Origin of the sequence: Rhodococcus koreensis (assembly GCF_900105905.1) — a bacterium.
In the GTDB taxonomy this organism is placed as follows: domain Bacteria; phylum Actinomycetota; class Actinomycetes; order Mycobacteriales; family Mycobacteriaceae; genus Rhodococcus_F; species Rhodococcus_F koreensis.
Map to the genome: position 1 here is coordinate 4847515 of NZ_FNSV01000005.1, position 23322 is coordinate 4870836.

Genomic DNA, 23322 nt, shown 5'->3' on the forward strand with positions numbered 1-23322 from the left:
CCGGCTCCTCAGCTACCGCTGCGGACGGTGCGCGGCGGTTGCAGGTCGTAGGTGGTGCGCGGGTGTTCTGCGGAGCGCGCCTTCAGGACCGGCTTCGACACACGCTCCGACGGGGTGCGCGGGAAATCGGCGACGAACTCGACGTAGCGCGGAACCTTGAAACGTGCCAGCTGGGCTCGCGCGCCGTCGACGATTCGCTCTGCGGTTCCGCGGCTCTCGTCGACGCCGGTGGCCAGCTGCACGAAAGCCTTGACCTCCTCGCCGAACAGCTCGTCCGGGACGCCGACCACCGCTGCCGCGACGACGGTGTCGTCGCGCTCCAGGACGCGTTCGACCTCGGCGCTCGCGATGTTCTCGCCGCCGCGGCGGACCATGTCCTTGATCCGGCCCACCAGGCGGTAGCTGCCCGCCTCGCGGACCGCGACATCGCCGGTGTGCAGCCAGCCGTCGCGCAGGACCTGCGCGGTGTCTTCGGGCCGGTTCCAGTAGCCCAGCATCATCGGTCTGCCCGAGGTGATCAGCTCGCCGGATTCTCCCTCGGCAACCTCCGCGCCCTGCGGATCGACCACCCGGACCTGCTTCGTGGGAACCGGCTGCCCCAGCCGCCCGCTGCCGACGTCGGCCGAGCGCTCGGGGAAGCTGACCAGGTCGACCCCGCTTTCGGTCATTCCGAAGATCTCCCGCCACGGTGCACCCCAACGCTGTTCGAGCTCAGCGTGCAGCGCGACGGGGATTGCCGAGCACAGCACGAGGCGTAGGTAGTTGTCCCGGTCCTGCGGACTCGGCTCCTGCTTGAACAGCAGCGTGGGCATCGAGCCGAGCACGTAGCAGAATGTGGCCCGGTGCCTGCGGACGTCCGCCATGAAACCCGAGGCGGAGAACCGGGGCAGTACCACCAGCGGTGCGCCGATCGTGAGACACAGCGAGGTGTTCCACTGCGGGTCCATGTACGAGAACGGCTGCGAGGTGAGCGCCACGTCGTCGGCCCCGAGGCCTGCCGCGCTCGCGCAGACCCACCCCAACCGAACCCAGTAGTCGTGGGTCAGCATGCACGCCTTCGGGAATCCGGTAGTGCCCGAGGTGTACTGGAGATTCGCGAGCGTCTCGCCGGAGATGGCGACCCCCGGCCTGTCCGCCGGATACTGCGCGAGTTCGTCGCACGAGGCGGCTTCGACGATCCGGACATCGGCCAGATCGGCGTTCGCGGCGCGCACCTGTTCGACGAGTGGGGTGTGTTCGGCGTCGGTGACCATCACCCGGGCGCCGGAATCCCGCAGCACGAATTCGAGGTCTGCGCGCTGATATGACGAATTGATCGGCACCGCGACGCCGCCGGCCGCGAGAATCGCGAGCCAGGCGACCGGCCACTGCACCACATTGGGCAGCATGATCGCGACCCGGTCGCCTTCGCGGACCCCGTCCTCGCAGACAAGTCGCTGCGCCAGGCGTGACGTCCAGTCGTCGATCTCGCCGAAGGTCCACGACCCTTCCGTGAACCGGAGGAACTCGCGGTCCGGATACCTGAGGGCCTGGATCGCCAGCAGGCCGACGAGGGTGTCGATCGGCGGGTCCTGCGCCAACCGGGCCAGGGCTGGTACACGTTCCAGTCGAACTGAGTCGACTCCGGTCATGGTCATCCTCTTCAGACTTGTCGGGTGCGATGCGGCGTTGATGCGGGTGCTGCTCGCGATCTCATGTCGTGACGGCGCATTTCGCGGTGCGCTCGTGCCCCTCCGATCGCGATGGCGCCGGGCAGTGGGCTCAGTCATAGCGTAGAAGAACATAGTCATATGATCAAGGCAAATGATCGTATGACTATAAACGCTGCGAGTCGTGAGGTTCCCATCTCGGCGATGAGGCAGCTCGCCCGCCCAGCCGACTGGTAGCGTTTGCATTGACTTGATCAGTCGTTCACATCTGAATCGACAGGAGAAATGCATGGCCCGCATTCCCGCCGCCGAACGTCGCGCCGAATTGGTGGCGGCGGCCGTGCGCATGATCGCCGCCCACGGAGTGGACGGTGCGACCACACGCCGCATCGCGCAGGATGCGAACGCTCCGCTGGCCACGCTGCACTACTGCTTTGCCACGAAAGAGGTGCTGTTCGCCGCGGTCTTCGAACACGTCACCGCGCAGTATCGAGAGGTGCTGGCGTGCAACGATGTCCAAGGAGACGTCGAGACCACCGCGCGCGCCCTGTTGCGCGGCGTGATGGAGTGGTACCTGGCGAATCCGGATTTCGGCGCAGCGATCGTCGAGCTGATCAGCTGGGCCCAGCGCCAGGAGGGCAAGCAGGCCGAGATGGTGTACGACGAGGCATTCGCGACCATGCGGCCGATCCTCGAGGCCGCCGCGACCGATGCGGGCCAGTCGGTCGACCCGAAAACGATCGCCGAACTGGCCTACATCGTGTCCACACTGTCCGACGGATTCGCGCTCAACTGGCTGGTGTTCACCGACCGTACAGCGGCCGAGCTGCAGATCGAGCTCGTCCTGGGTGTCCTCGACGCGTGGATGGCCGCCAACGTCGGCGATGTGCCCAGACCGGCGGCTCCGGCCGCGAAGGCGTCACCCGAAGACGCCCTGCGTTCGCTGGTGTCCTGGGTGAGCGTGGAGTGACGCACCCTCGACGCCGAGCGTGGAGACAGGCGTGGGACTGATTCAGGACACGGCGCTGTCGACGCGTCGACCGGACCGGGCGCGTGAGATCAGCACGGTCACCACGACGAGCAGGGCGAGAACTCCCGACAGCCAGTAGCCGGTGCCGTAGAGGCCCTTTGCCGCGACCTCGAGGCCGGTGCCGACCACCGGAACCAAAGAGGCACTGAGGTCGCCGCTGATGAGTGCCGTGCCGAGGGCGAAACCCACGGCCATGGACGTGCCGGCGACACCGGCCGCCATCCCGGCCTTCTCTTCGGGCACTGCCATCTGCACCATGGTGAAGCCGGCTGCGTAGCCGATTCTGGTCCCGAGCCCCATGACGGCAGCGCCCACGAGGTATTGCCACTGCTGGTCGTGCGCCAGGGCGAGCCAGGCCAGCCCCGATGCGCTGGTGAGCGCTCCGATGACGAAGACGGGGACACCACGGCCGTTGAGCAGGGCGCGGTCGAGCACGGTTCCGCGGACCAGGAACGCCGCCGCGAAGGGTGCCATGAGCCAGCCCGTCTGCAGCGCGCTGAGCCCGAGTCCGTAGGAGTCTTCGGGCCGAAGATTCTCGGGAGAGATCTGGGCGTACGTGCTGAGCAGCAACAGAAAGGCCGAGTTCACCGCTGCGAACAACGCGATGCACAGGCACGACGCGGTGACCAGAGGCGTCTTCATCATTGCGACGTCGAACACCGCCGAGGTCGACCGGCGCTCGACGCGCACCCATGCGATGCCACCGACGATGCCGACCACCAACGGAACGAGTGCCGCGACGCCCCACACGAGGCCTTGCGTCAGAGTCAGCAGGATCGCCGCGACCCACGCGATCATCCACACCGTGCCGAGTACTGCGATGCGGCCGTTACGCTCGGCAGGCGGGGCATGTGGGATCGTGACAAAGCACGCAATGGTCGTGGCCGCGCACACTGCGGTGAGGATGACGAAGAAGCTCCGCAGCGACAGGCTCTCGACGATGAAGCCGCCGCCGATCATGCCCACGACGATGCCGACACCGGTGGCGACGACCAGAACCGCGACGCCCACCGTGATGCCCTCCTCGCCGAGATTGCGACGCAGGAAGCCGAGCGGAAGCAGCTGCGCCGCACCACCGAAGCCCATGAGCATGCAGCCGACCAGGAGGGTCGGATAGGAGTCGCCGACAGCCGGAATGAGCGCGCCGACCGCCAGGAATGCGGACGCCGCCACGGAGGCGTTTCGGTCGCCGTACAGATCGGCGAGGCGCGGCAGCAGGATGAAGCCCGCTCCCCCGCCGAGGGTCAGCGCCGTGTACAGCCACGTCGTCTCGGCCACTGTGGCAAGGCCGTACTGCGCCTGGATGATCGGCAGCAGCGGCGGCAGGATGAAGATGACGGCGTTGGTCAGGACGATCAGCAGCGTGCCGACACCGATGAGCACTCCTTTGTTCGGCGCAGGGCGACCGACAACCTCACTGGCGAGTCCGGCTTGCGGGTGGATCTCTGTCATAGGTTTCTCCGATTCGTGATCAGGCGCGGGAGTTCGTTCGTCGTCATGAGGGGCCTGTTCCTTCGAAAGTGGGCTGGTCGCAGTGAAGGGACGCCGACGACTGTGTGATCCGGCTCATACCGTAGGTCAAGTCAGTCATACGATCAAGATGTTTGACTCATAAATTTGATGGCATTACCTGCAGCTCGAGGCGGCCCTCCTCGGCGATACGCCAGTTCGCTTTCCGATCCGACTGCTAACGTGGGAACCGACTTGATCATCTGCTCAGCTCTGCCCAGACAGGAGAACGCATGGCTCGCATCCCCGCCGCCGAACGTCGCGCCGAACTGGTGGCGGCAGCCGTACGCGTAATCGCCGCCCACGGGGTGGACGGCGCCACCACTCGCCGCATCGCGGAAGAGGCGAACGCTCCGCTGGCCACGCTGCACTACTGCTTCTCCTCCAAGGAGGTGCTGTTCGCGGCGGTGTTCGAGTACGTCAACGCGCAGTATCGAGAGGTGTTGACGCGCAACGATGTCCACGGCGACGTGGCGACAACGGCCCGCGCTCTGTTGCGCGGCGTAATGGAGTGGTACGTGGCAAATCCCGATCTCGGCGCGGCGATCGTCGAGCTGATCAGCTGGGCCCAGCGCCAGGAGGCCAAGCTGGCCGAGATGGTGTACAACGAGGCATTCGCGACCATGCGGCCGATCCTCGACGCCGCTGCTACCGCTGCGGGCCAGCCGGTCGACCCGAGAACCATCGACGAACTGACGTACATCGTGTCCGTATTGTCCGACGGATTCGCGCTCAACTGGCTGGTTACCGACCGCACATCGGCAGAGCCGCAGATCGAGCTCACCCTCGGCGTGCTCGACGCGTGGATGGCCACGAACCTCGGCGCTTCCTCCGTGCCGGTGGGCCGAGCGTCGACGGTCTCCTCCCAGCCAACCCTGCGCTCGCTCGTGTCCTGGGTGAGCGTGGAGTGATACCGCACTGATCCGAAAGACAGCTGTCGGCCGCCCCTTTCGGTGGCGGCCGACAGTCTCTTGTGGTCAGATCCGCTGGTTGCCTTCGGCGACGATCCAGCTCAGCGCCGGATCGTCGCGTTCCATCCACTCGGGATGCCACTGGACACCGAGCACCGCGGCCCCCGGCAGCTCGACCGCTTCGACGACGCCGTCGGCCGCGCGACCCGTGACCACGAGGCCGGTACCGCAACGGTCGACCGCCTGGTGGTGCCACGAGTTGGTCACCGCGCCGGCACCGAACAGCCGTTCCGCGATCGAACCGGGCTCGAACGTCACCTTGTGGTCGTCGGCACCGTCGGTGAGCGGGGGCGAAACCGACAGGTGCTCGACGGAGCCGGGCGGGAGGTCGGCGATCAGCGTGCCACCGAGAGCGACGTTCAGGATCTGCAGGCCGCGGCACACCCCGAGTACCGGAATGTGCCTGGCGAGTGCGGCACGCACGAGAGCGATCTCGAACTCGTCCCGATCAGGGTCGTGGACCATCGGATCGTCCCGCGGATCCACGTCCCGGACCACCGACGGGTCGCCACCCCAGCGCGCGGGATGAACGTCCTGGCCTCCGGTGACGACCACGCCCGCCAGCCAGTGGCAGAGTGCCTCCGGGTCGGCATCGTAAGGCAGGTTCACCGGAATGCCACCGGCTTTGGCGATCCGGTCCGAGAAGTCGGACATGAAGGCGTCGGCGAACAGGTGGCCGTAACGCTTGTCGAGTCCATCGACCAGCCCCAGCCGGAACCGCCGGCCGGTGATGCCGATCAGCGGCCGGATGGTGCCCGGCGTCGCGTTCTCCGTGCTCACGGGAACTCGAAGTATCGCGCCGACTCCCATTCCGAGAGTTCGGCGAACGGATCGCCCCCCGCGGTGTGGAACTGCATCCACTCCCACCGGCGGGTACCCACCCAGTAGTCGACGAACTCGTCCCCGAGTTGTTCGCGCAGGATCGGATCCGCCTCGAGAGCGGCGGCCGCCTTGGTGATGGTGTTCGGCAACCGCTCGAGATCGGGCGCACACCACGCCATGTCGTTGACCGGCTCGGGCGGCTCGATCGCGCCGTCGAGGCCGGCGATCACCCCGGCGAGAATGGCCGCGACCGCGAGGTACAGATTCGCGTCGGCACCGGGAACCCGGTACTCGAGGCGGGAGTACGCCGGATGCCCGCACACCGCACGCACCGCGGTGGTCTTGTTGCTGATGCCCCAGGTGACCGTCGTCGGCGGGCCGCTCAGGTCGACCAGGCGGCGATACGAGGTGATCTGTGGGAGCACGATCGACGTCGCGCCCTGCATCGTCGCGAGGAGTCCGCCGATCGCGTGCCGCATCGTCGGCGAGGGTCCGTCCTCGGCGTAGAACGCGTTGACCCCGTCGCGCTGCAGGGACAGGTTGACGTGCGAGGCCTGACCGTATCCGGCCGTCGGCTTGGCCATGAAGGTCACGGTGTGACCGAGTTCGAAGGCCACCTCGCGCATCACCTGCCGGGCGCGAGCCCAGGCATCGCACACCGAGATCGGGTCACCGGGAACCAGGTTGAGTTCGACCTGGCCTGCCGCGTCCTCGTCGCTCCACGCCTCCCACTCGATGCCGATCTCTTCGAGGCGACGGGCGACCGCCGACATGTAGTCGACCCAGTCCTTCGATTTCGCGAGGTGGTACGCGGTTCCAGCGGAACCGCCGAGCGGCGTCAGGTCGCGATATCCCTTGGCGCGGGCCTCGTGAATGGACTCCTGGAACAGGGTCGCCTCGATCTCGACCGCCACGGTGGCCGTGAAACCATGCGTTGCGAGTCGGTCGACCAGCTTTCGGGCCAGGTTACGCGGACAGGTCCCGACCGGGGTGCCGTCGGTCTGCCAGTAGTCACCGATCACGGACTGCAGGCCGGGCTCCCACTGCACGAGCGTCGACATGTCGGGCCGGAACTGGACGTCGGCCAGGTGCCCACGCCAGTCGGGGTAGGCGAATCCAAACGTGGGGTCGTTGCCCAGATCGAGGCCGAACAGGAGATCGGCGAACGCGAAACCCGACCCCGCGCTCGCGGCGAACTTCTTGGGCGCCACGTTCTTTCCGAGGAACGAGCCATCGTGATTGGTGGCCTCGAGCCGGACCGTGTGGACGGCGGCATCGCGATCCGTTGCGGTGGCGGTGATTTCAGACATCGTATCGAACCTTCCAGGATGCGGCGACGAGCACCGACAGCTGAGAGAGCGTGCCGCGCACGCCGATCAGACCGGTGGACAGGGCGGCGATCAGATCGTCGGCGCCCGAGAAGATCCCGGCCAGCAGCTCCGGGGGGCCGGCGATCACATAGTGCGTCTCACCCTCGCCGACGACCAGCTGGGCCAATCCGTCGGGGCCGTCCGCGACCGCGACGAGCACGTCGGGGATCCCCGGTACCGACCGGGCCGCGGCCCAGAACGTCTCCGCGGCAACCTGCCAGTCCGGCAGCGGCGGCGACAGCAGTGCCAGCGACGTTGCGGCGAGGTCGCGCTCGCCCGCGGGCTCGCCGACCGGAGCGAGCCGCGCGTTCAGGTCGACGGTCAGGGTGACGTCGGGTGAGGTGAACACGCCGCTGGACACCGCGACGACACCGTTCGAGATGCTGATCGTCGCAGCCTGCGGGGTGTCGTGGGAGCGGACCGCGACAATTCCTTCCACCCCCTCCACGACGGAATCCGCACGGTTCGCGCGGACGGAATCGGTGATCGTGCGGCCGATCAGCCGGACGATCGGACTCGCATCGTCCTCGATCCGGATGTCGACCCCGTCGACCGCGTCGGCCTCGCATGTCGCGTGGCCGATCGTCGTTTCGGTCATCCTTCAGTCCTTTCGATTCGACGAGATCATGTGCGCGGTACACCGTCAGCAGCGGATCCCAGTTGGAATGCGACCTTCACAGTCAAACGTCTTGGTCACGTGACTATGATGGTGAGGCACAGATCACTTGTTGTCAATGACTTGCGAGGTTTCCGAGATGAACGACGACGCGCCCACCTGGTGGAATCTGCTCGACGGCGATGCGCAGGCCGCGGCCCGGATGATCGCCCATGCCCTGCAGAAACCGATCCGGGAGCTGGGACCGCAGCAGGCCCGGGCGCTCCTGAACACGACTCCACCTGCCGAGCCGATCACGCCGCTCGACCGTGTCGAACAACTGACCGTGCCGACCCGCGCAGGTGCGATCCGGGCTCGCCTGTACCGCGCGAACAGTGCCGCTCCGGACGGCGACACGCCCGCCCTCGTCTATCTGCACGGCGGAGGTTTCGTCCTGGGAACCCTGGACGGAGCCGACGAGCTGTGTCGTGCGATCGCCGCCGGATCCGGATGGACGGTCGTGTCCCTGGACTACCGGCTGGCTCCCGAGAACCCCTACCCGGCAGCCCTGGAAGACTGCCTCGACGCCTACGCGTGGCTGACCCGGACAGCATCAGAGTTCGGTATCGATCCGGGAATGATCGCGGTCGGGGGCGACTCCGCCGGCGGCAATCTCGCCGCCGCCCTCTGCCTGCACCGACGCGACGAGCGCAGCCCCCTACCCGCGACTCAGGTACTTGCCTACCCCGCCGTCGACGGGACATTCACTACGCCGTCGTGGTCGGAATTCGCCGATGCGCCGCTACTGAGCACCGTGGACGCGCGCTGGTGCTGGGACCACTACGTCGGCCCGGGGCATCGGGCGGACGACCACCTCGCGGCCCCCATGCGCGCCGAATCGCTGCGCGGCCTGCCGCCTGCCCTGATTCTGACCGCGGAGGTCGACCCGATCCGGGACGACGCCGAGGCATACGCCGGACGGCTGCGGCGCGACGGCGTCCCCGTCTCGCTGACCCGCCATGCCGGCGTCTTCCACGGCTTCGTCACCGAGATCGGCGTGTTCGCGCAGGCGAAACAGGCGATCGACGAGGTGTGCCTGCACCTGCGCGAGATCGCGCGGGCATAGCTCGTCGCTCAGCGCCTCACAGACCGGATTCGCGGCTCTCGCGTTCGGCCGCCGCCAGGATCGCCTCGATCACCACGTCGAAGACGGCGCGGCGATCGATGCTGGTCAGTTCGGTGATGTGGGCACGGGCGGTGGGGTACTCGCCGTCGGGCAACTGGGCGTAGATGCGGGTCCACGACGACGCGTCCTTCGCCTGGATCTCGGGGTCCAGGGTGGCGAGTGTGGCGACCTGGCCCGCGAGCCCGAGCGCGGCGTCGACGAACGCCCGGTAGTACCGGACGGTGGCGCTCCGGGACAGACCGGACCGCGAGAACGTGTCGAGAATCAGCTCCACCATCCGGCGCTCCGCAGGCCCGCCGGTCGTGCGCGCGAACGTCAGCGCGGCGATCGCCGGTGAGTGGGCCGCCGTCGCCCAGATCCGGTCGGCGATCCGCCGCAGCGTGTCCTGCCAGTGTTCGTCCTCGTTCACCTCGCCGATCTCGTCGAGTTCGATCGCGGTCGCGTGATCGTAGACGGCGAGCAGCAACTCGTCCTTGTCACGGAAAAGCCTGTACAACGTGCTCGCGTCCACGTTCAGCGCTTCGCCGAGCCGTCGCATCGTCAGCCCGCCGACGCCTTCACGTCGGGCGAGTTCGAATGCCGCCGCGACGGCCGCCTCCTGTTGCACACCCCTGCGTTCCCGCCGGGAGGGCCGCGGCGTCGTCGCAGGTGCAGAGTCCTTTGCCATCGTTCTCCCCTCGATTCCCGCGTCCACCGTAGCAATCCCTGTTTCCGACCGCGTTACCAACACAACTGCCAACGTTGTTGACAACACTGATGCGATGCCTGTTTAGTGTGGTCGATCACAGCACTCCACGGAGGAATTCACATGACGGATTCGCAGGCCGCGACAGCGACGGACGAACCTCGATTGACCCCGCGACTGACGCTTCCGTCCGTCGTGGCATTCGGCCTGTCGTATATGGCGCCGAGCCTGGTCATGATCATTTTCGGCATCATCGCCGTGGCGAGCGCGGGCACGGCGCCCACCGCGTTCCTCGTCGCGACGGTGGCGATGCTGCTCACCGCACTGAGCTACGCCCGCCTCGCCCGGATCTATCCGGTGTCGGGTTCGGCGTACTTCTACGCGCGCCGCAACCTGGGGTCGTCGGTCGGATTCCTGGTGGGATGGGCCATCCTGCTGGACTACCTGTTCCTGCCGATGGTCGCGTGGCTGGCACAGTCGATCCTGCTCAACGCCCAGTTCCCCGCCATCCCGATCTGGGTGTGGATGTTGATCAACGCGGGTCTGACGACGGCCGTGAACGTGATCGGCATCGCGCTCGCCGACCGCATCAACCGGGTGTTGCTCGCCGTGTCGGTGTTCCTCGTGTTGCTGTTCTTCGCCTACTGCGTCAAATTCGTCGCGGGCAACCCCGTCGCGTCCTACACGGAACCGTTCTGGAATTCGAACAGCATGATGTCCGGCATCTCGGTCGCAGCGGCCATCGCGGCGTACTCGTTCCTCGGGTTCGACGCCGTCACCACTCTCGCCGAGGAGACCAAGGACGCCGCCCGCAACATCCCGCGAGCCATAATCTGGATCGTCGCGATCGGCGGCCTGATCTTCGTCACCGTCGCGTACGTGATGCAGCTGGTCCACCCCGGTGGTGTCTTCGAGGACGCGCAGGCGGTGGCGTACACGATGTCGGTCGACGTCGGTGGCCAGTTCTACGCCGATTGGACGAACCTCGCGGGCATCGTCGCCGGGTCCGCGTCGTGCCTGGCCGTCCAGCTCAGTTCGAGCCGACTGCTGTACATCATGGGCCGGGACGGTGTGCTCTCGCGTCGCCTGTTCGGGAAGCTCAACGCCCGCACGCGCACTCCGATCTTCTGCGTGCTGGTGACCGGCGCGATGTGCTTCGTCGGCATGAACATGCCCCTCGAAACTGCAACAGGATTCATCAACTTCGGCGCATTCTCGGCGTTCACCGCTGTCAACCTCTGCGTCATCGCCTACTACGTCCGCCATCGCTCGACCCGGCCGCTGAGCAGAATTCGCTTCGTCGTGATGCCGGCGATCGGCGCAGCCGTGACGCTGGGCATGATCACCCAGCTCAGCGAGCACGCACTGATCTCGGGCATCTCCTGGCTCGCCGTCGGAATCGTCTACCTGGTATGGCTCACTCGCGGATTCCGCCGGCCGACACCCGAAATGAACCTCACCCACGAGCAGGATGTCGTGGCCGCCGCACAGATCAGCGAGGGCCGGAAATGATGATCGGAACCGAACCACTTGTCACACTCGCGGATTGGCAGAGTCCCCCGCACAACCGGTACACCTTCGGCCGAATGCGCCAGATGGTGCCGACGGCACGAGTCGCGGCAGGCCCCGCACCGTTGCGGCTACCCGAGGACGGCGCACTCGACCTCGATCTTCCCGTCGGCAACGAGACCGTGCGCTCGGTCCTCGAGCGCACCTACACCGACGGCTTCATGGTCCTGCACCGCGGCACCGCGCTCGCCGAGCTGTATCCCGGCGATCTCGACCCCGACCGGACCCACATGCTGTTCTCGGTGAGCAAGTCGATCGTCGGCACGGTGGCCGCGAACCTGATCGCGACCGGCACATTGGATCCCGACGCCCCACTCACCGCGTATGTTCCGGAATTCGCCGACTCGGGCTACGCCGGAGCCACCGTGCGGCACATTCTCGACATGCGGTCGGGTATCCGATTCTCGGAGGAGTACCTCGAACCCGGCGCCGAGGTACGCCTTCTCGACCAGGCCGTCGGCTGGGTTCCGCGCGTCGACGATTGGGTCCCGCAGTCGATGTATGGATTCCTTCCGATGCTGAAAGCGGCTCGCCCACACGGTGGCCCGTTCGAATACCGATCCTGCGAAACGGACGTACTCGGATGGGTCTGCGAACGCGCCGCCGGTGAGCGCATGCCGTCGCTGCTGTCGCGTGTGATCTGGTCCCGAATTGCCTCGGACGACATGGATGCCGGAGTGGACCGCGCGGGAGCGGTATTCGCGGACGGCGGGCTCGCCGCGACACTCCGCGACGTGGCGAGGTTCGGCGAGATGCTCCGTTGCGGCGGACGAAACGGCACCGACCAGGTGGTGCCGCAGTCCTGGATCGAGGACGCCCTGCGCGGCGCGCCCGATTCTCGTGCAGCGTATGCCGAGTCACCGACCGCGACACCGCTGCCGGGTGGCATGTACCGCAACCAGTTCTGGGTACCGCACGCCGATCGGCAAGTGCTGCTGTGCCTGGGGATCTACGGCCAATCCATCTACGTCGACCTCGACCGAGACGTCGTGGTGGTGAAACTGTCGTCGTGCCCGACACCGGTGGACGACGAACTCGACAACGCAAGCTTCGCGGCCGCCGAGGCGATCGCGGCATCACTGGCCTGACCGGCAATCCCGGCCGGCCTCACGAGTTCAGTTGTGCCAGCACTTCGGCCGCGGCTCGGTAGCCGGTCCGAATCGCCCCGTCCATGTAGCCGTTCCAGGTGTCGCAGGTTTCCGCGCCTGCCCGGTGCACACGCCCGATGGGGTCGGACAGGGCGGCACCGTACTGCGTCCACACGCCCGCACCGAGTCGGCCGCCGTAGCAAGCAGCTGGTGATCCCGTCTCGGCCTGGGACTCGAGCACTCTGCTCGGTGTGGCCATTCGACCGTGGATGCCCGGCACGGACCGTAACCCATTCGGCTGGTGAACCGCCGCTGACCGGCCACCGGACGCGATCGTGCAGCAGTGGGCCGAACGCAGTGATCGCATTCGTCGTCGACACGGTGGAGGCAGAGGTCAGGTCGATTGCCGCTCCTCCACGACCCAGGCCGCGACCTGGGCTCGCGAGTTGAATCCGAGTTTGGTGAGTATGTGTTCGACATGTCCCTGCGCGGTGCGTTGTGAGATCACGAGCCGGGCGGCGATGGCCTTGTTGGTCAGCCCCTCGGCGATCAGCTCGGCGACCTGTCGTTCACGTTTCGTCAGTTTCACCGATCCGGAGGGTCCGGAATCTTTCTGGAGCCGTTCGCCGAGTGCGTACGAGACGGCCGAGTCGAGATCCATGTTCCGGCCTTGTTGCAGCGCCTGCTCGTAATCGTTCTTTGTGAGCGCTCCGCGGACGACCCGTTCGCACTCGTCGTGATGAACGAGCAGGTCGGGGACGAAAACCGAGGAGCTTCCCACTGCGTGACCGATGGCTTCGGCGGCTCCCATCAAAATGCCGGCGCGCTTGGGATCACTGCCGCCGGCGATCCACGCGAGAGCTTCGAGACTGTTTGCGCAATTGACCGGATCGTCGACGAGACGGCTGAGCCGCAGCCCCTCCGCGAGCAATTCGGTTGCACGACGCCGTTCGCCCTGTCGCCACTGCGCAACCGCCATGACCCACAGGACGTAGGCCCGGTACACGGATTCGCCGTGGCGATCGGTGATCGAGAGGGCTTCCTCGTAGCAGTCGACCGCCCGGCGAGGATCGTCGTCGAGCAGCTCGTAGGTCAGACCGAGCAACGTGAGCGTCTCGACGTGTATGACCAACTCGCGCTCCGCTTCTCGAAGCACAGTGAGGGCCCGCTCGAAACCGGTACACGCGCGCACGAGATCACCGTTGAAGATCCCGAAGACGCCGTCCGCGTGATCGACGATGGCGCGCGCGACGGGATCGGGCACATGGTCGGCAAGGGCATGCGCCTGCTCGACGAGGGCAGCACCTCGCTGATGGTCCCGTTGCTGTTCGGCCATCAGGCAGTTGGCGTAGAGCGCTTTGACCGTCACGATCGTCGGCGGCAGATTCGGTGACGAGAGGAATCGGTCGAGCCAGCGCCGTGTCTCGCTGAGCAGACCGCGCGTACTCCACAGCAGGGACGAGGCGGTCGCGATCTGCAAACCTTCCTCGACGTCGCCCTCGGTCAGGCAGAATTCCATGGCATCCCGCAAGTTCGGCTGCTCGCGACTGAACCGGGAGAGCCATTCGATCTGCCGAGGGCCTATGAACTCGGCTTCAGCGGTCCGGGCCAGCTGGCGATACCAATCCCGGTGCCGACGACGCAGGTCCGAATAGTCGCCGGTCTGCTGAGCCTTTTCCCGGCCGTAGTCGCGGAGAGTCTCGAGCAGCCGGTATCGCACCGTGACGCCCTGGTCCTCCCGGTTCAGGATCGACTTGTCGACGAGCGATGCCACCGCGTCCAGGAGGTCCTCTGCGTCGCTGTCTGCACCGCATACCTGTTCTGCCGCATCCAGTTCGAAGCTACCCGCGAATACCGACAGTTGTTCCCATGCGCGTTGCTCTCGCACGGTGCAGAGTTCGTAGCTCCAATCGAGGCACAACCTCAACGTCTGCTGGCGCGACGGTGCCCCGCGGCTTCCGCGCGTCAGCAACGCATAGCGGTCGCTCAGGCGTTGCAGGATCTGCTCGGGCGACATCGCCCGCAACCGCGCCGCCGCCAGTTCGATCGGTAGCGGCAACCCGTCCAGTCGGCGGCAGATTCGGGTCACCGCGGTCTTGTTCGTCTCGGTCAGGGCAAAGGCCGGTACCGCGGCGGTGGCGCGTTCGGTGAACAGCGACACGGCGTCGTAGCGGGGAAGACCCTGGAGTGACGGCTCGCGATCCGGGTCGGGGACCGCCAGCGGTGGGACGCGCAAGGTCGCTTCACCGCCGATTGTCAGGGGTTCCCGGCTGGTCGCGAGAACACGCAGGCGGGGGCTCTGTTGCAACAGTGTCGTCGCGAGGTCCGCCACGGCATCGACCACTTGTTCGCAATTGTCCAGTATCAGCAGAAGTTCTCGCGAAGAGAGGAAGTCCAGCAGGACTTCACGAAGAGACCGAGCCGTCTGGTCACGCAATCCGAGGGTGGTGGCGACGACGTCGATCACCAGAGACGGGTCGCGGACCTCCCCGAGTTCGACGAGCCATGCCCCGTCGGCGAATTCGCGCTGCATTGCCGTAGCGACGCGTATCGCCAGACGGGTCTTCCCGACTCCGCCTATTCCGGTCAACGTCAGCAGCCGCGATGCTGCCAGTAGATTTTTCGCCTCGGTGAGTTCGTGCCTGCGCCCGACGAAGCTGGTCAATTCCAGCGGGAGATTTCCCGTCCGATGAGCGGAGGGACCGAGCGGTGTTCGCCGTGGAGTGTCCGCCGGGTCCGGGGCGGCGGTGGTCGGCGATGCGTGCAGAGCCATGACGTCGACGGGCACACCACGGCCAAGCTGGACGTCGCGCAGCTTCTCACCGAATGCGGCGGCAGAGGGTGGCCGGTCCTCGGGTCGGCGGGCCATTGCCTGCTCGATCACGGCGGTGACGTCGTCCGCGATCCCCTGCTCCCGAAGGTCCGGTGTCGGTTCGGTGGTGATGCGGACGAACTGGGCCACCAACTGTTCGCCGCTGCGCCGCTCGAACGCTGCGTGCCCGGTGATCGCACAGAACAGGGTCGCACCCAGCCCGTAGATATCCGACGCCGGGCTCGCGGACGCGCCGCCGAGGACCTCGGGCGCGGTGAACGCGGGCGAACCCGTGACGATGCCCGTCGCGGTTTCGAAGCCCCCGGACATGTGGGCGATCCCGAAGTCCGTGAGAGCCGGCTCGCCGTATTCGGTGAGGAGGACGTTTGCGGGTTTCACGTCACGGTGGACGATGCCCTGCCGGTGTGCGGTCTCGAGTGCACCAGCGAGCTTGACCCCGAGGTGCAGCACCTCGTCCACCGACAGCGGACCGTGCTGTCGGATACGAGTGTCCAGGGAGCCCTGCGGGTGGTAGGGCATCACGAGAAACGGATCACCGCTTCCCGTGATGCCGACTTCGAGCACGGTCACAATGTTCGGGTGGCCGGTCAGACGACCCATCGCCCGCTGTTCCCGGAAGAATCGTTCCCGATTCTCCTTCGCGAGATCCGTGGTCAGAACCTTGACGGCGACGGTCCGGTCGAGCGTGGCCTGCGTGCACCGGTAGACGACGCCGAAGCCGCCGCGCCCGATCTCCCGGGCGTCGTCGAATCCGTCCGCACTCAACTGCGCGGTGGCCGTCGGGTCCACATCGCGTTGGGTCTCGAACGGATCGTCATCGGCCACTGCTAGGTCGATTCATCCGAGCCATGTCGCCGGTTCAGCACCACTTACCTCTCGAGGACGCCTCCCCAGGATATCGCCGACGACGGGCAACAGCGGTGACGTTTGCGCGCCGGAGACATCGTGAGCGCTCGCTGCGCGGCGACGACACGCTGGTGATCACCCGTTTTGGGCGATGCGAGCGGGACCGCGAGTGCCGAGGCTGGAAGCGGGTTCACCGTCAACCAACCCATCGGAGGAAATCATGGCCCTCGATACATTCGCCCTGCTCGCGGCGGTCTATGACTCGCAAGACGCAGCGATCGCCGACTACGACGCCGTGCACGATCTCTACGTCGAGGCGGACCTGATCGATACATACGATGCGGCCGTCATCACCCGGACCGAAACTGGCAAGGTCAAGATCGTCAAGAAACATGAGCAGCCGACCCGGCAGGGAGCGTGGGGTGGGCTCGGCATCGGCCTGGTTGGAGGTGCACTGGTTGCCCTGTTCCCGGCCGTCGGGCTCGGTGCCGGGTTGTTGCTGGGCGGTGCCGGCGGCGCCGGTCTCGGGGCACTCGGCGGGCACGTCGCCGCCGGGATGAGCCGCTCCGACCTCAAGGACGTGGGTGAGCTACTCGACGACGGGGACAGCGGACTGATCGTCGTTGCGGCGACGGACCTCGAGGCGCGGGTCGAGAAGGCGCTCGAACGCGCATCCAAGGTGACAAAGAAGCAGCTCGAGGCGGACACGGAGCGGGTCGGCAAGGAGATCGACGAGGCGTCCAAATCCTGAGATCCGGCGCCTGAACCGCGTATTCCGCGTGGCATCCGGCGCAGCCGACCCACCGTAGTGGCACCCCCGCTCGTAGTGTGCACCACAGACGCAAGGAGGCCCCATGACCAGCACGATGAAGGCCGCGGTCGTCAAAGAATTCGGACGGCCGCTGACCATAGAAGAGGTGCCGATTCCGACGCCGGGCCGCCATCAAGCGCTGGTGAAGGTCGAGACGACCGGTGTTTGCCACACCGACCTCCACGCCGCGGACGGAGACTGGCCGGTCAAGCCCGCCCCACCGTTCGTCCCCGGCCACGAGGGCTATGGGACGGTCGTTGAACTGGGCGAGGGTGTGGCCGACCTCGAGATCGGCGAGCGGGTCGGGAATGCCTGGCTGTGGTCGGCCTGTCTGGACTGCCGGTACTGCCGCACGGGTTGGGAAACCTTGTGTGAGAAGCAGATCAATGGCGGATACTCGATCAACGGATCCTTCGCCGAATACATGCTGGTGGACTCGCGCTTCGCGGCGCGCATTCCGGACGGTTCCGACCCGGTGGAGGTGGCGCCGATACTCTGCGCCGGTGTGACGGTGTACAAGGCACTGAAGGTCACCGACCTCGAGCCGGGTCAGTGGGTGACGATCTCGGGAATCGGAGGCCTCGGTCACGTCGCGGTCCAGTACGCGGTGGCGATGGGGTTCAGGGTGGCCGCCGTCGACGTGTCGGATTCGAAGCTCGAACTCGCCCGGAACCTCGGCGCGGAAGTCCTCGTGAATGCGACCAAGGAGGATCCGGCCGCTCGAATTCAAGCGGCGACCGGCGGAACCGACGGCGTGCTGGTCACGGCCGTGCATCCTGCCGCGTTCGGGCAGGCCATCGCAATGGCCCGGCGGGGTGGGACGATCACTTTCATTGGTCTGCCACCCGGGGATTTTCCCGCTCCGATCTTCGACACCGTCCTCAAGGGGCTGACCATTCGGGGGTCGATCGTCGGCACTCGGCAGGACATGCGCGAGGCACTCGACTTCTATACGCGCGGGAAGATTCATCCGACCGTGCACACCCGCAGACTCGACGAGATCAACGACGTCTTCGACGAGTTGCGCCAGGGCACGGTCGACGGCCGTATCGTGCTGCAATTCGCATGAATGCGGTCAAGTCCTCTATTCCCGCATCAGCATCAGGGCGGCTTCCCGCTCGAGGTCGAGGTACGGTTCACCGCTGACGTCGATCGCGACCCGGTTGATCGTGCCGCCGGTGAAACGATGGGGTGATTCGCCGGGGTAGTCGTCGGTGATCGGCTCGCCCGGGTGCCTGCCGACGTACAGCCCCGCACCGGCGATCGCGAACGCCCCCATCTGAGTTCTGATCCGGCCCTCGCCGACCTTCCGATCCCCATGGAAGAGGGACAGTGTTCCCAAGGTGGCGGCAGGTTCCTGCTCGTCCTTGTCGAAGGACGCGGACAGAATCAGGTCGGTGCCGGTGGGGACGTCCTCGGAGCCGACGATCATCTGTTCGTCGCTGCCCACGAAGTTGTTGACGTAGTGCAGTCGGTTGTCCTTCACGTACAGTGCGTGCCCGCCGAAGCGGGATCCGATCGCGAAGAGCACGCCCTCGGCGCCCGGCTCGGGGATGTCGACGAGCGCCCCGATCACGAAGGACCGCCCGCGGGTGTTGACCGCTTGCCATTCGGACACCGCGGCCACGTCCGGGTAGTACACGTACCGGTCGCGGGCAGCGGCCAGTTGGGGGCGGGGCGTGCCCATGATTTCGACACCCGATCGATCGTCGAGTGGAAACGCCAGGTTCGCGCCTGCCTCGGCGAACCAGATGTTCACCAATTCCCGCAGCTTGTCCGGGTGCTCCGACGCCAGGTTGTTCACCTCTGCCCGGTCGACATCGGTGTGGTAGAGCTCCCACTCGTCTTCGTTGAAGTGGCCCCACCCGGCGATGGTCGGGTGCGTCGTGACGGCCTTCCAACCCTCGTGCCAGATCGATCGCGAGCCGAGCATCGAGTAGAACTGGGTCCGGCGCGCCGAGGGCGCGGACTTGTCCTCGAACGTGCCCCGCATGCTGACGCCGTCGAACTGGGCCTGGGTATGGCCCTTGATGGTCTCGGGTGGTTCGACGCCGATCAGGTCCAGGAGCGTCGGCACGATGTCGATCGCGTGATGGTACTGGTCACGGATCTCGTCCCGCGCCTTCGTTCCGGCCGGCCACGAGATGATGCACGGGTCCGCGGTGCCGCCGTTGAACTCGTAGCGCTTCCACATCTTGAACGGGGTGTTGAACGCCATCGCCCAACCGTTCGGGTAGTGGTTGTACGTCTTGGGTCCGCCGAGATCGTCGAGTTTCGAGAGGTTCTCCGCGAGGTCGTCCGGGATGCCGTTGGCGAACTTCATCTCGTTGACGGAGCCGTTCGGGCCGCCCTCACCACTCGCGCCGTTGTCGGAGACGACCACGATCACGGTGTTCTCCAACTCGTCGTTCTGCTCGAGATAGTCGAGCACCCGCCCGATGTGATGATCGGTGTGGGCCAGGAAACCCGCGTAGACCTCGGCCATCCGCGCGAACAGCCGCTTCTCGTCGTCGTTGAGCGTGTCCCACGGGCGGGTGTAGTCGAGTTCCGGGAACGGCTGCCCCTCGGGTCCCGACCGGGTGTCGGGGGTGCCGATCGGATTGATCGGCGGCAGCTCGGTGTCCGCCGCGACGATGCCCATCTCCTTCTGCCGGGCAAGGGTCTGCTCACGGACCGCGTCGTAACCCATGTCGAACTTGCCCTCGAACTTCGCGATCCACTCCTCCGGGGCGTGATGCGGAGCGTGACACGCACCGGGCGCGTAGTAGAGGAAGAACGGCTTCTCCGGCGCGATCACCTTGGCGTCCTTGATGAACTCGAGGGCCTTGTCGGTGATGTCGTCGGTGAGGTGGTAACCGTCCTCCGGCGAACTGGGCTGGTCGACCGGGTGGTTGTCGTAGACCAGATCCGGATACCACTGGTTGGTCTCCGCACCGAGGAACCCGTACCAGCGCTCGAAACCACGCCCGCTCGGCCAGTTTCGGCGGGTCGCCGCCAGGTTCATCTCGTCCGTCGGGCACAGGTGCCATTTGCCCACCATGTATGTGTTCCAACCCCGCTCGCCGAGGATCTCCGAGAGCATGCCGTTCTCCGGCGGGATCGTGCCACTCGCATTGGGGAATCCGATCGACGCCTCCGTGATGCAGGCCATGCTGTTACGCGTGTGGTTTCGCCCGGTCAGCAAACAGGACCGCGTGGGCGAGCACAGCGCCGTGGTGTGCCACTGCGTGTACCGAACCCCCTTCGCAGCGATCCGATCGATGTTCGGCGTCTCGATCGGCCCGCCGTAACATCCCATTGCCGAAAATCCGACGTCGTCGAGCACGATGTAGAGCACGTTCGGCGCTCCGTCAGGGGCCCGAGGGGGCTCGAACGGCGTCCAATCCGGGACCGAATCCCGGATATCGACGTTGACAACACCGCGAAATGGCTTGACCATGATGCGCCTCTCCTCGCCTACACTCCTGCTGACAGCCTCGACACTCGTGCGCTCACACACCTCACCCGACACGGGTGAACCCGAACCCGCCTACTGTTTTCGGATGACGTCCGGGAACTGGTAGGAGTCGTCGAGGATGGTCCGGTCGGGGACGTACGCACGGATGATCAGACAGAACTCACCGTCGGGCGCGGGGAGCCAATTCGCCCGTGCAGCAGGGTCACTGGGCTCCTCGTGCGACAGGTGCACAGTGAGTGTCCCGTCGCGGAACACGAGGTCGCCGGCGTCGAGGTCGACGGTGCCGAGATTGACACGCCCACCGGGGGCACCGGCGAGCATGAAAGCGTCCTTGTCGTACATGGTCAACGACCAGAACCCGCCACGGCTTCGGTCGACCGGTGGCAGGGCGTTCTCGGCGAACGTCATCGTGTACTGCTCGCGGCCGTGGAGGAGACCACCGGCGCTGTCGGTGCCCCGGATCAGGTAGACCGCCTCGTGGAAGTCGTTGACGTAGATGTAGATCACCGAGGCGAGGGCCCGGCCGAACCAGTCGGTACCCCACACACCGCCGTTGCGTTGGCGCTGCCACCCGTTGCCGACGTCCACGCCGACCTGGACGTAGGTCGCAGACGCATGGAGGGCGACGTCGGCGCTGAGCGCGGCACGGTCGAGGAGCGCGCGGTACGACTCGTCGGATCGGTGCAACGCGACGAGTGTGCGCGCTTGATCGGCCATCGGGGTGTCGGAGTCACTCATCCGGGGATTGAAGTCGAGCATCGCGCCGAGATCGGCCCAGAACGATTCCGGCTTGACCCATTGCGGCCTGCTGGCGTCCGGATTCGCCGCGAGCATCTCGGCGGTGAGGCCCGGGGGAAAGATGGCAGTGGCGGCGTCGGCCTCGTATCCGAACGATCGTTGCCCGGGCTGATCCTCGTCGAGGGGATACATCCCGATCTGGTCGAGGACGACGCGGGCCTGCTGCTTGGATTCCTCCGAGTGCGCGGCGAAGCTGCGCGGAATCACCGCGGCCACGTTGGTAGGCATCCGCAGGACGCTCACGAATTCCGCGGCCTCGTGCCCCTCCCAGGCGGGTCCGACGAGCAGGAACTTACCGCCGGGTGTGCCTGCGGCCGAGCCCAGTTGGTGGATGACGTTGGTGAGTACGTCGACGATCTGGACGGTCCAGTAGTGTCCGGCGGGAACGTCGGTCGGCGTCTGGACGACTACGGCGTCCCGGGTCAGATCGGCGAACCCGACACCGTAGATCGTGTCGTTGTTCGGCGAGACCACCCACCGCTGCGCCGGACTCATGTAGTCGGCCAGCGCACCGGTGCGGTTCTTCGGTGCGCCGGGCAGGATGCCGAGTTGCAGTCCGGCCCTGCCCTCCATGAGGTCCCACATGGACGTGCGGCCGAACGTGTCCACCGCCGGGTATCCCCAGTAGTAGACGACGCGGGCGAGGGCCTCCACATAGCTTTCACCCGCCAGTGCGGCAGGAACCCCCGCAGACCGGGCCAGCCCGGCGTGTGCGGGCGTGAACCCTCTGGCGACGTCGTCGAACGAAGTACCCATCCGAACACGGTGCCCCCGCGGCGCCCACCCGGCCATCACCCGTGCCGGGTGAAAACGCCGGCATGCCTCACAACAGGATTCACACCGGGGGCGGGTTCGGCGTCATTTCATGAAGACGGTGCCCCCGCCACCGTCCTTGGTGGTGTCCCGCGGCTGCCCTTGCCACTGCGTGCACCAGTCACCGAGGGGATTGCTCGGCGCGTCGAAATCCCAGTGCGGGGCGTCCTGGAACGGACCACAGGTCGGTTCCTTGGGCGGCGTGGAGGACGGCGCCGACGGCTGATTGACGACCGTCTGCGCGGGCGTCGCCGCCGACGCGAGAGACATTCCCGGGCCAGCCAGGGCGAAGCCCGCCGCGACGGATCCGACCACGATGACATTCTTGACGATATTCATGACGACCTTTCGAGGTTGCTGCCGCTGTCCCACACCACCTCGGCGTGGCGCGCCAACCACATGTGGGACTTCCGCCTGCCGCAAGGCGTGACCGAGGGGTGCTCCCAGCACTGGGCGAAGCGGGGCACATATCGAACATACTCCGACGCAAGACCATTCATTTCAGATCCTCAGCGAATACTCAGGAAGGGCAGGATCATCGACCGGCGACCGTGCGTAGCCTGGTCACATGGGGTCGCATCACCCCGGCAGTATTTCGCAGAATGAATTGACGAAACAGCAAGGCATGAAACAGAAGTAGACCGCAATGAATGCCCATCGGCGCAGTTCCTCGGCGGCGCCCACCACGGGGTCGGCGCGGACGGTCGTGACTGTGGCGCGGTTGCTCGGTAAATCGATCATCGCCCGTACCGGCCGGTCTGTCGGTCGCGTCGACGACATCGTCGTCCGAGTCGACGGCGGCACCGAGTCCCCACCGGTAACCGGAATCGTGGCCGCGGTCGGCGGGCGCCGGGTGTACGTGCCGACCTGGCGGATCCGCAGCCTCGAAGGCGGCCGGGTGTCCTTGTCGACCAATGCGATCAGCTCGCGTGGGTTCGCACTCCGCAGCGGGGAGATCCTCGTACGCGCCGGCATTCTGGGCCATCGGTTCGTCGACCGGTGCACCGCTGAACTCGTCCTCGCCGTCGACGCGGAACTCGACAACACCGGTGGCGAGTGGATGCTCAGTCGAGTCGTCACCTGCCCCCGCCGCCGGATCGGCACGCACTGGAGAGTCCACGACCGGGGACGAATCACTCGCGACTGGACCCGAGTCGAACCCTCCGCCTAATTGACGTCAGCGGATATACGTTGTGCCACTATATTTTTCGCACGCCCTAAATGCTGCCAGGAGATTCACAGGTTCATGCCAGCCGACCGCCAGGATGCGGGCCTGCACTGGGATTGTGC

General features: G+C 66.4%; 18 protein-coding genes and 1 pseudogene. 8 read left to right on the plus strand and 11 right to left on the minus strand.

What is annotated here, in order from left to right; translation table 11 throughout:
- Window positions 1-8: 8 nt before the first annotated feature.
- The gene (locus BLV94_RS26685; RefSeq protein ID WP_244163666.1) at window positions 9-1631 is read right to left on the minus strand and encodes a class I adenylate-forming enzyme family protein; all 1623 of its coding nucleotides are present in this window, start codon (window positions 1629-1631) and stop codon (window positions 9-11) included.
- Between the two features lie 307 nt (window positions 1632-1938).
- Between BLV94_RS26685 and BLV94_RS26690 the strand changes: the two genes are divergently transcribed.
- Complete coding sequence (locus tag BLV94_RS26690; RefSeq protein WP_072943692.1) at window positions 1939-2619, plus strand: TetR/AcrR family transcriptional regulator; 681 nt, start codon at window positions 1939-1941, stop codon at window positions 2617-2619.
- Between the two features lie 42 nt (window positions 2620-2661).
- Here the strand turns inward: BLV94_RS26690 and BLV94_RS26695 are convergent, their stop codons facing one another.
- Window positions 2662-4131, minus strand: a complete 1470-nt coding sequence (locus BLV94_RS26695; protein WP_072943693.1) for an MFS transporter — start codon at window positions 4129-4131, stop codon at window positions 2662-2664.
- A 290-nt stretch (window positions 4132-4421) separates the two neighbouring features.
- On the opposite strand from BLV94_RS26695, the gene BLV94_RS26700 reads away from it, so the two are divergent.
- Window positions 4422-5099, plus strand: a complete 678-nt coding sequence (locus BLV94_RS26700; RefSeq protein WP_072943695.1) for a TetR/AcrR family transcriptional regulator — start codon at window positions 4422-4424, stop codon at window positions 5097-5099.
- A 66-nt stretch (window positions 5100-5165) separates the two neighbouring features.
- Here the strand turns inward: BLV94_RS26700 and BLV94_RS26705 are convergent, their stop codons facing one another.
- The 3 genes from BLV94_RS26705 to BLV94_RS26715 are packed head-to-tail and all read right to left on the minus strand — an operon-like array spanning window position 5166 to window position 7949.
- Entirely contained in the window at window positions 5166-5939 is a 774-nt protein-coding gene (locus BLV94_RS26705; RefSeq protein WP_072943697.1) for a gamma-glutamyl-gamma-aminobutyrate hydrolase family protein, read from the minus strand.
- On the minus strand, window positions 5936-7291 hold the full coding sequence (locus BLV94_RS26710) for a glutamine synthetase family protein (RefSeq protein WP_072943700.1): 1356 nt from the start codon (window positions 7289-7291) through the stop codon (window positions 5936-5938). The genes BLV94_RS26705 and BLV94_RS26710 overlap by 4 nt, the downstream gene beginning before the upstream one ends.
- Entirely contained in the window at window positions 7284-7949 is a 666-nt protein-coding gene (locus tag BLV94_RS26715; RefSeq protein WP_072943702.1) for a hypothetical protein, read from the minus strand. The genes BLV94_RS26710 and BLV94_RS26715 overlap by 8 nt, the downstream gene beginning before the upstream one ends.
- Window positions 7950-8106: 157 nt before the next feature.
- Between BLV94_RS26715 and BLV94_RS26720 the strand changes: the two genes are divergently transcribed.
- Entirely contained in the window at window positions 8107-9072 is a 966-nt protein-coding gene (locus tag BLV94_RS26720; protein WP_072943704.1) for an alpha/beta hydrolase, read from the plus strand.
- 16 nt (window positions 9073-9088) lie between these two features.
- Here the strand turns inward: BLV94_RS26720 and BLV94_RS26725 are convergent, their stop codons facing one another.
- Complete coding sequence (locus BLV94_RS26725; protein WP_072943705.1) at window positions 9089-9799, minus strand: TetR/AcrR family transcriptional regulator; 711 nt, start codon at window positions 9797-9799, stop codon at window positions 9089-9091.
- A gap of 141 nt (window positions 9800-9940) precedes the next feature.
- Here BLV94_RS26725 and BLV94_RS26730 point away from each other — a divergent pair, with 141 nt between their 5' ends.
- Window positions 9941-11329, plus strand: a complete 1389-nt coding sequence (locus tag BLV94_RS26730) for an APC family permease (protein ID WP_072943707.1) — start codon at window positions 9941-9943, stop codon at window positions 11327-11329.
- Window positions 11329-12474, plus strand: a complete 1146-nt coding sequence (locus BLV94_RS26735; protein ID WP_072943709.1) for a serine hydrolase domain-containing protein — start codon at window positions 11329-11331, stop codon at window positions 12472-12474. The genes BLV94_RS26730 and BLV94_RS26735 overlap by 1 nt, the downstream gene beginning before the upstream one ends.
- A 19-nt stretch (window positions 12475-12493) precedes the next feature.
- Here BLV94_RS26735 and BLV94_RS26740 read toward each other — a convergent pair.
- Both BLV94_RS26740 and BLV94_RS26745 read right to left on the minus strand, forming a co-directional pair.
- Window positions 12494-12676 (minus strand): annotated as a pseudogene (locus BLV94_RS26740) (FAD-dependent oxidoreductase); the annotation flags it as partial.
- Window positions 12677-12868: 192 nt separating this feature from the next.
- The gene (locus BLV94_RS26745; RefSeq protein ID WP_072943710.1) at window positions 12869-16132 is read right to left on the minus strand and encodes a protein kinase domain-containing protein; all 3264 of its coding nucleotides are present in this window, start codon (window positions 16130-16132) and stop codon (window positions 12869-12871) included.
- Between the two features lie 241 nt (window positions 16133-16373).
- On the opposite strand from BLV94_RS26745, the gene BLV94_RS26750 reads away from it, so the two are divergent.
- Together BLV94_RS26750 and adhP are read left to right on the plus strand one after the other, a co-directional pair.
- Window positions 16374-16904, plus strand: coding sequence for a DUF1269 domain-containing protein (locus tag BLV94_RS26750; protein WP_072943712.1), 531 nt, complete (start codon window positions 16374-16376; stop codon window positions 16902-16904).
- Window positions 16905-17007: 103 nt separating this feature from the next.
- Window positions 17008-18033, plus strand: coding sequence for an alcohol dehydrogenase AdhP (gene adhP / locus BLV94_RS26755; RefSeq protein ID WP_174705514.1), 1026 nt, complete (start codon window positions 17008-17010; stop codon window positions 18031-18033).
- A gap of 15 nt (window positions 18034-18048) precedes the next feature.
- Here the strand turns inward: adhP and BLV94_RS26760 are convergent, their stop codons facing one another.
- The 3 genes from BLV94_RS26760 to BLV94_RS26770 form a co-directional block, all read right to left on the minus strand.
- On the minus strand, window positions 18049-20403 hold the full coding sequence (locus BLV94_RS26760; protein WP_072943714.1) for an arylsulfatase: 2355 nt from the start codon (window positions 20401-20403) through the stop codon (window positions 18049-18051).
- A 90-nt stretch (window positions 20404-20493) separates the two neighbouring features.
- Window positions 20494-21975: a DUF1254 domain-containing protein gene (locus BLV94_RS26765; RefSeq protein ID WP_072943716.1), complete on the minus strand. Its 1482-nt coding sequence runs from the start codon at window positions 21973-21975 to the stop codon at window positions 20494-20496.
- A gap of 102 nt (window positions 21976-22077) precedes the next feature.
- Window positions 22078-22371, minus strand: coding sequence for a hypothetical protein (locus BLV94_RS26770; RefSeq protein ID WP_072943717.1), 294 nt, complete (start codon window positions 22369-22371; stop codon window positions 22078-22080).
- 307 nt (window positions 22372-22678) lie between these two features.
- Here BLV94_RS26770 and BLV94_RS26775 point away from each other — a divergent pair, with 307 nt between their 5' ends.
- On the plus strand, window positions 22679-23203 hold the full coding sequence (locus BLV94_RS26775) for a PRC-barrel domain-containing protein (protein ID WP_072943719.1): 525 nt from the start codon (window positions 22679-22681) through the stop codon (window positions 23201-23203).
- Window positions 23204-23322: the final 119 nt, after the last annotated feature.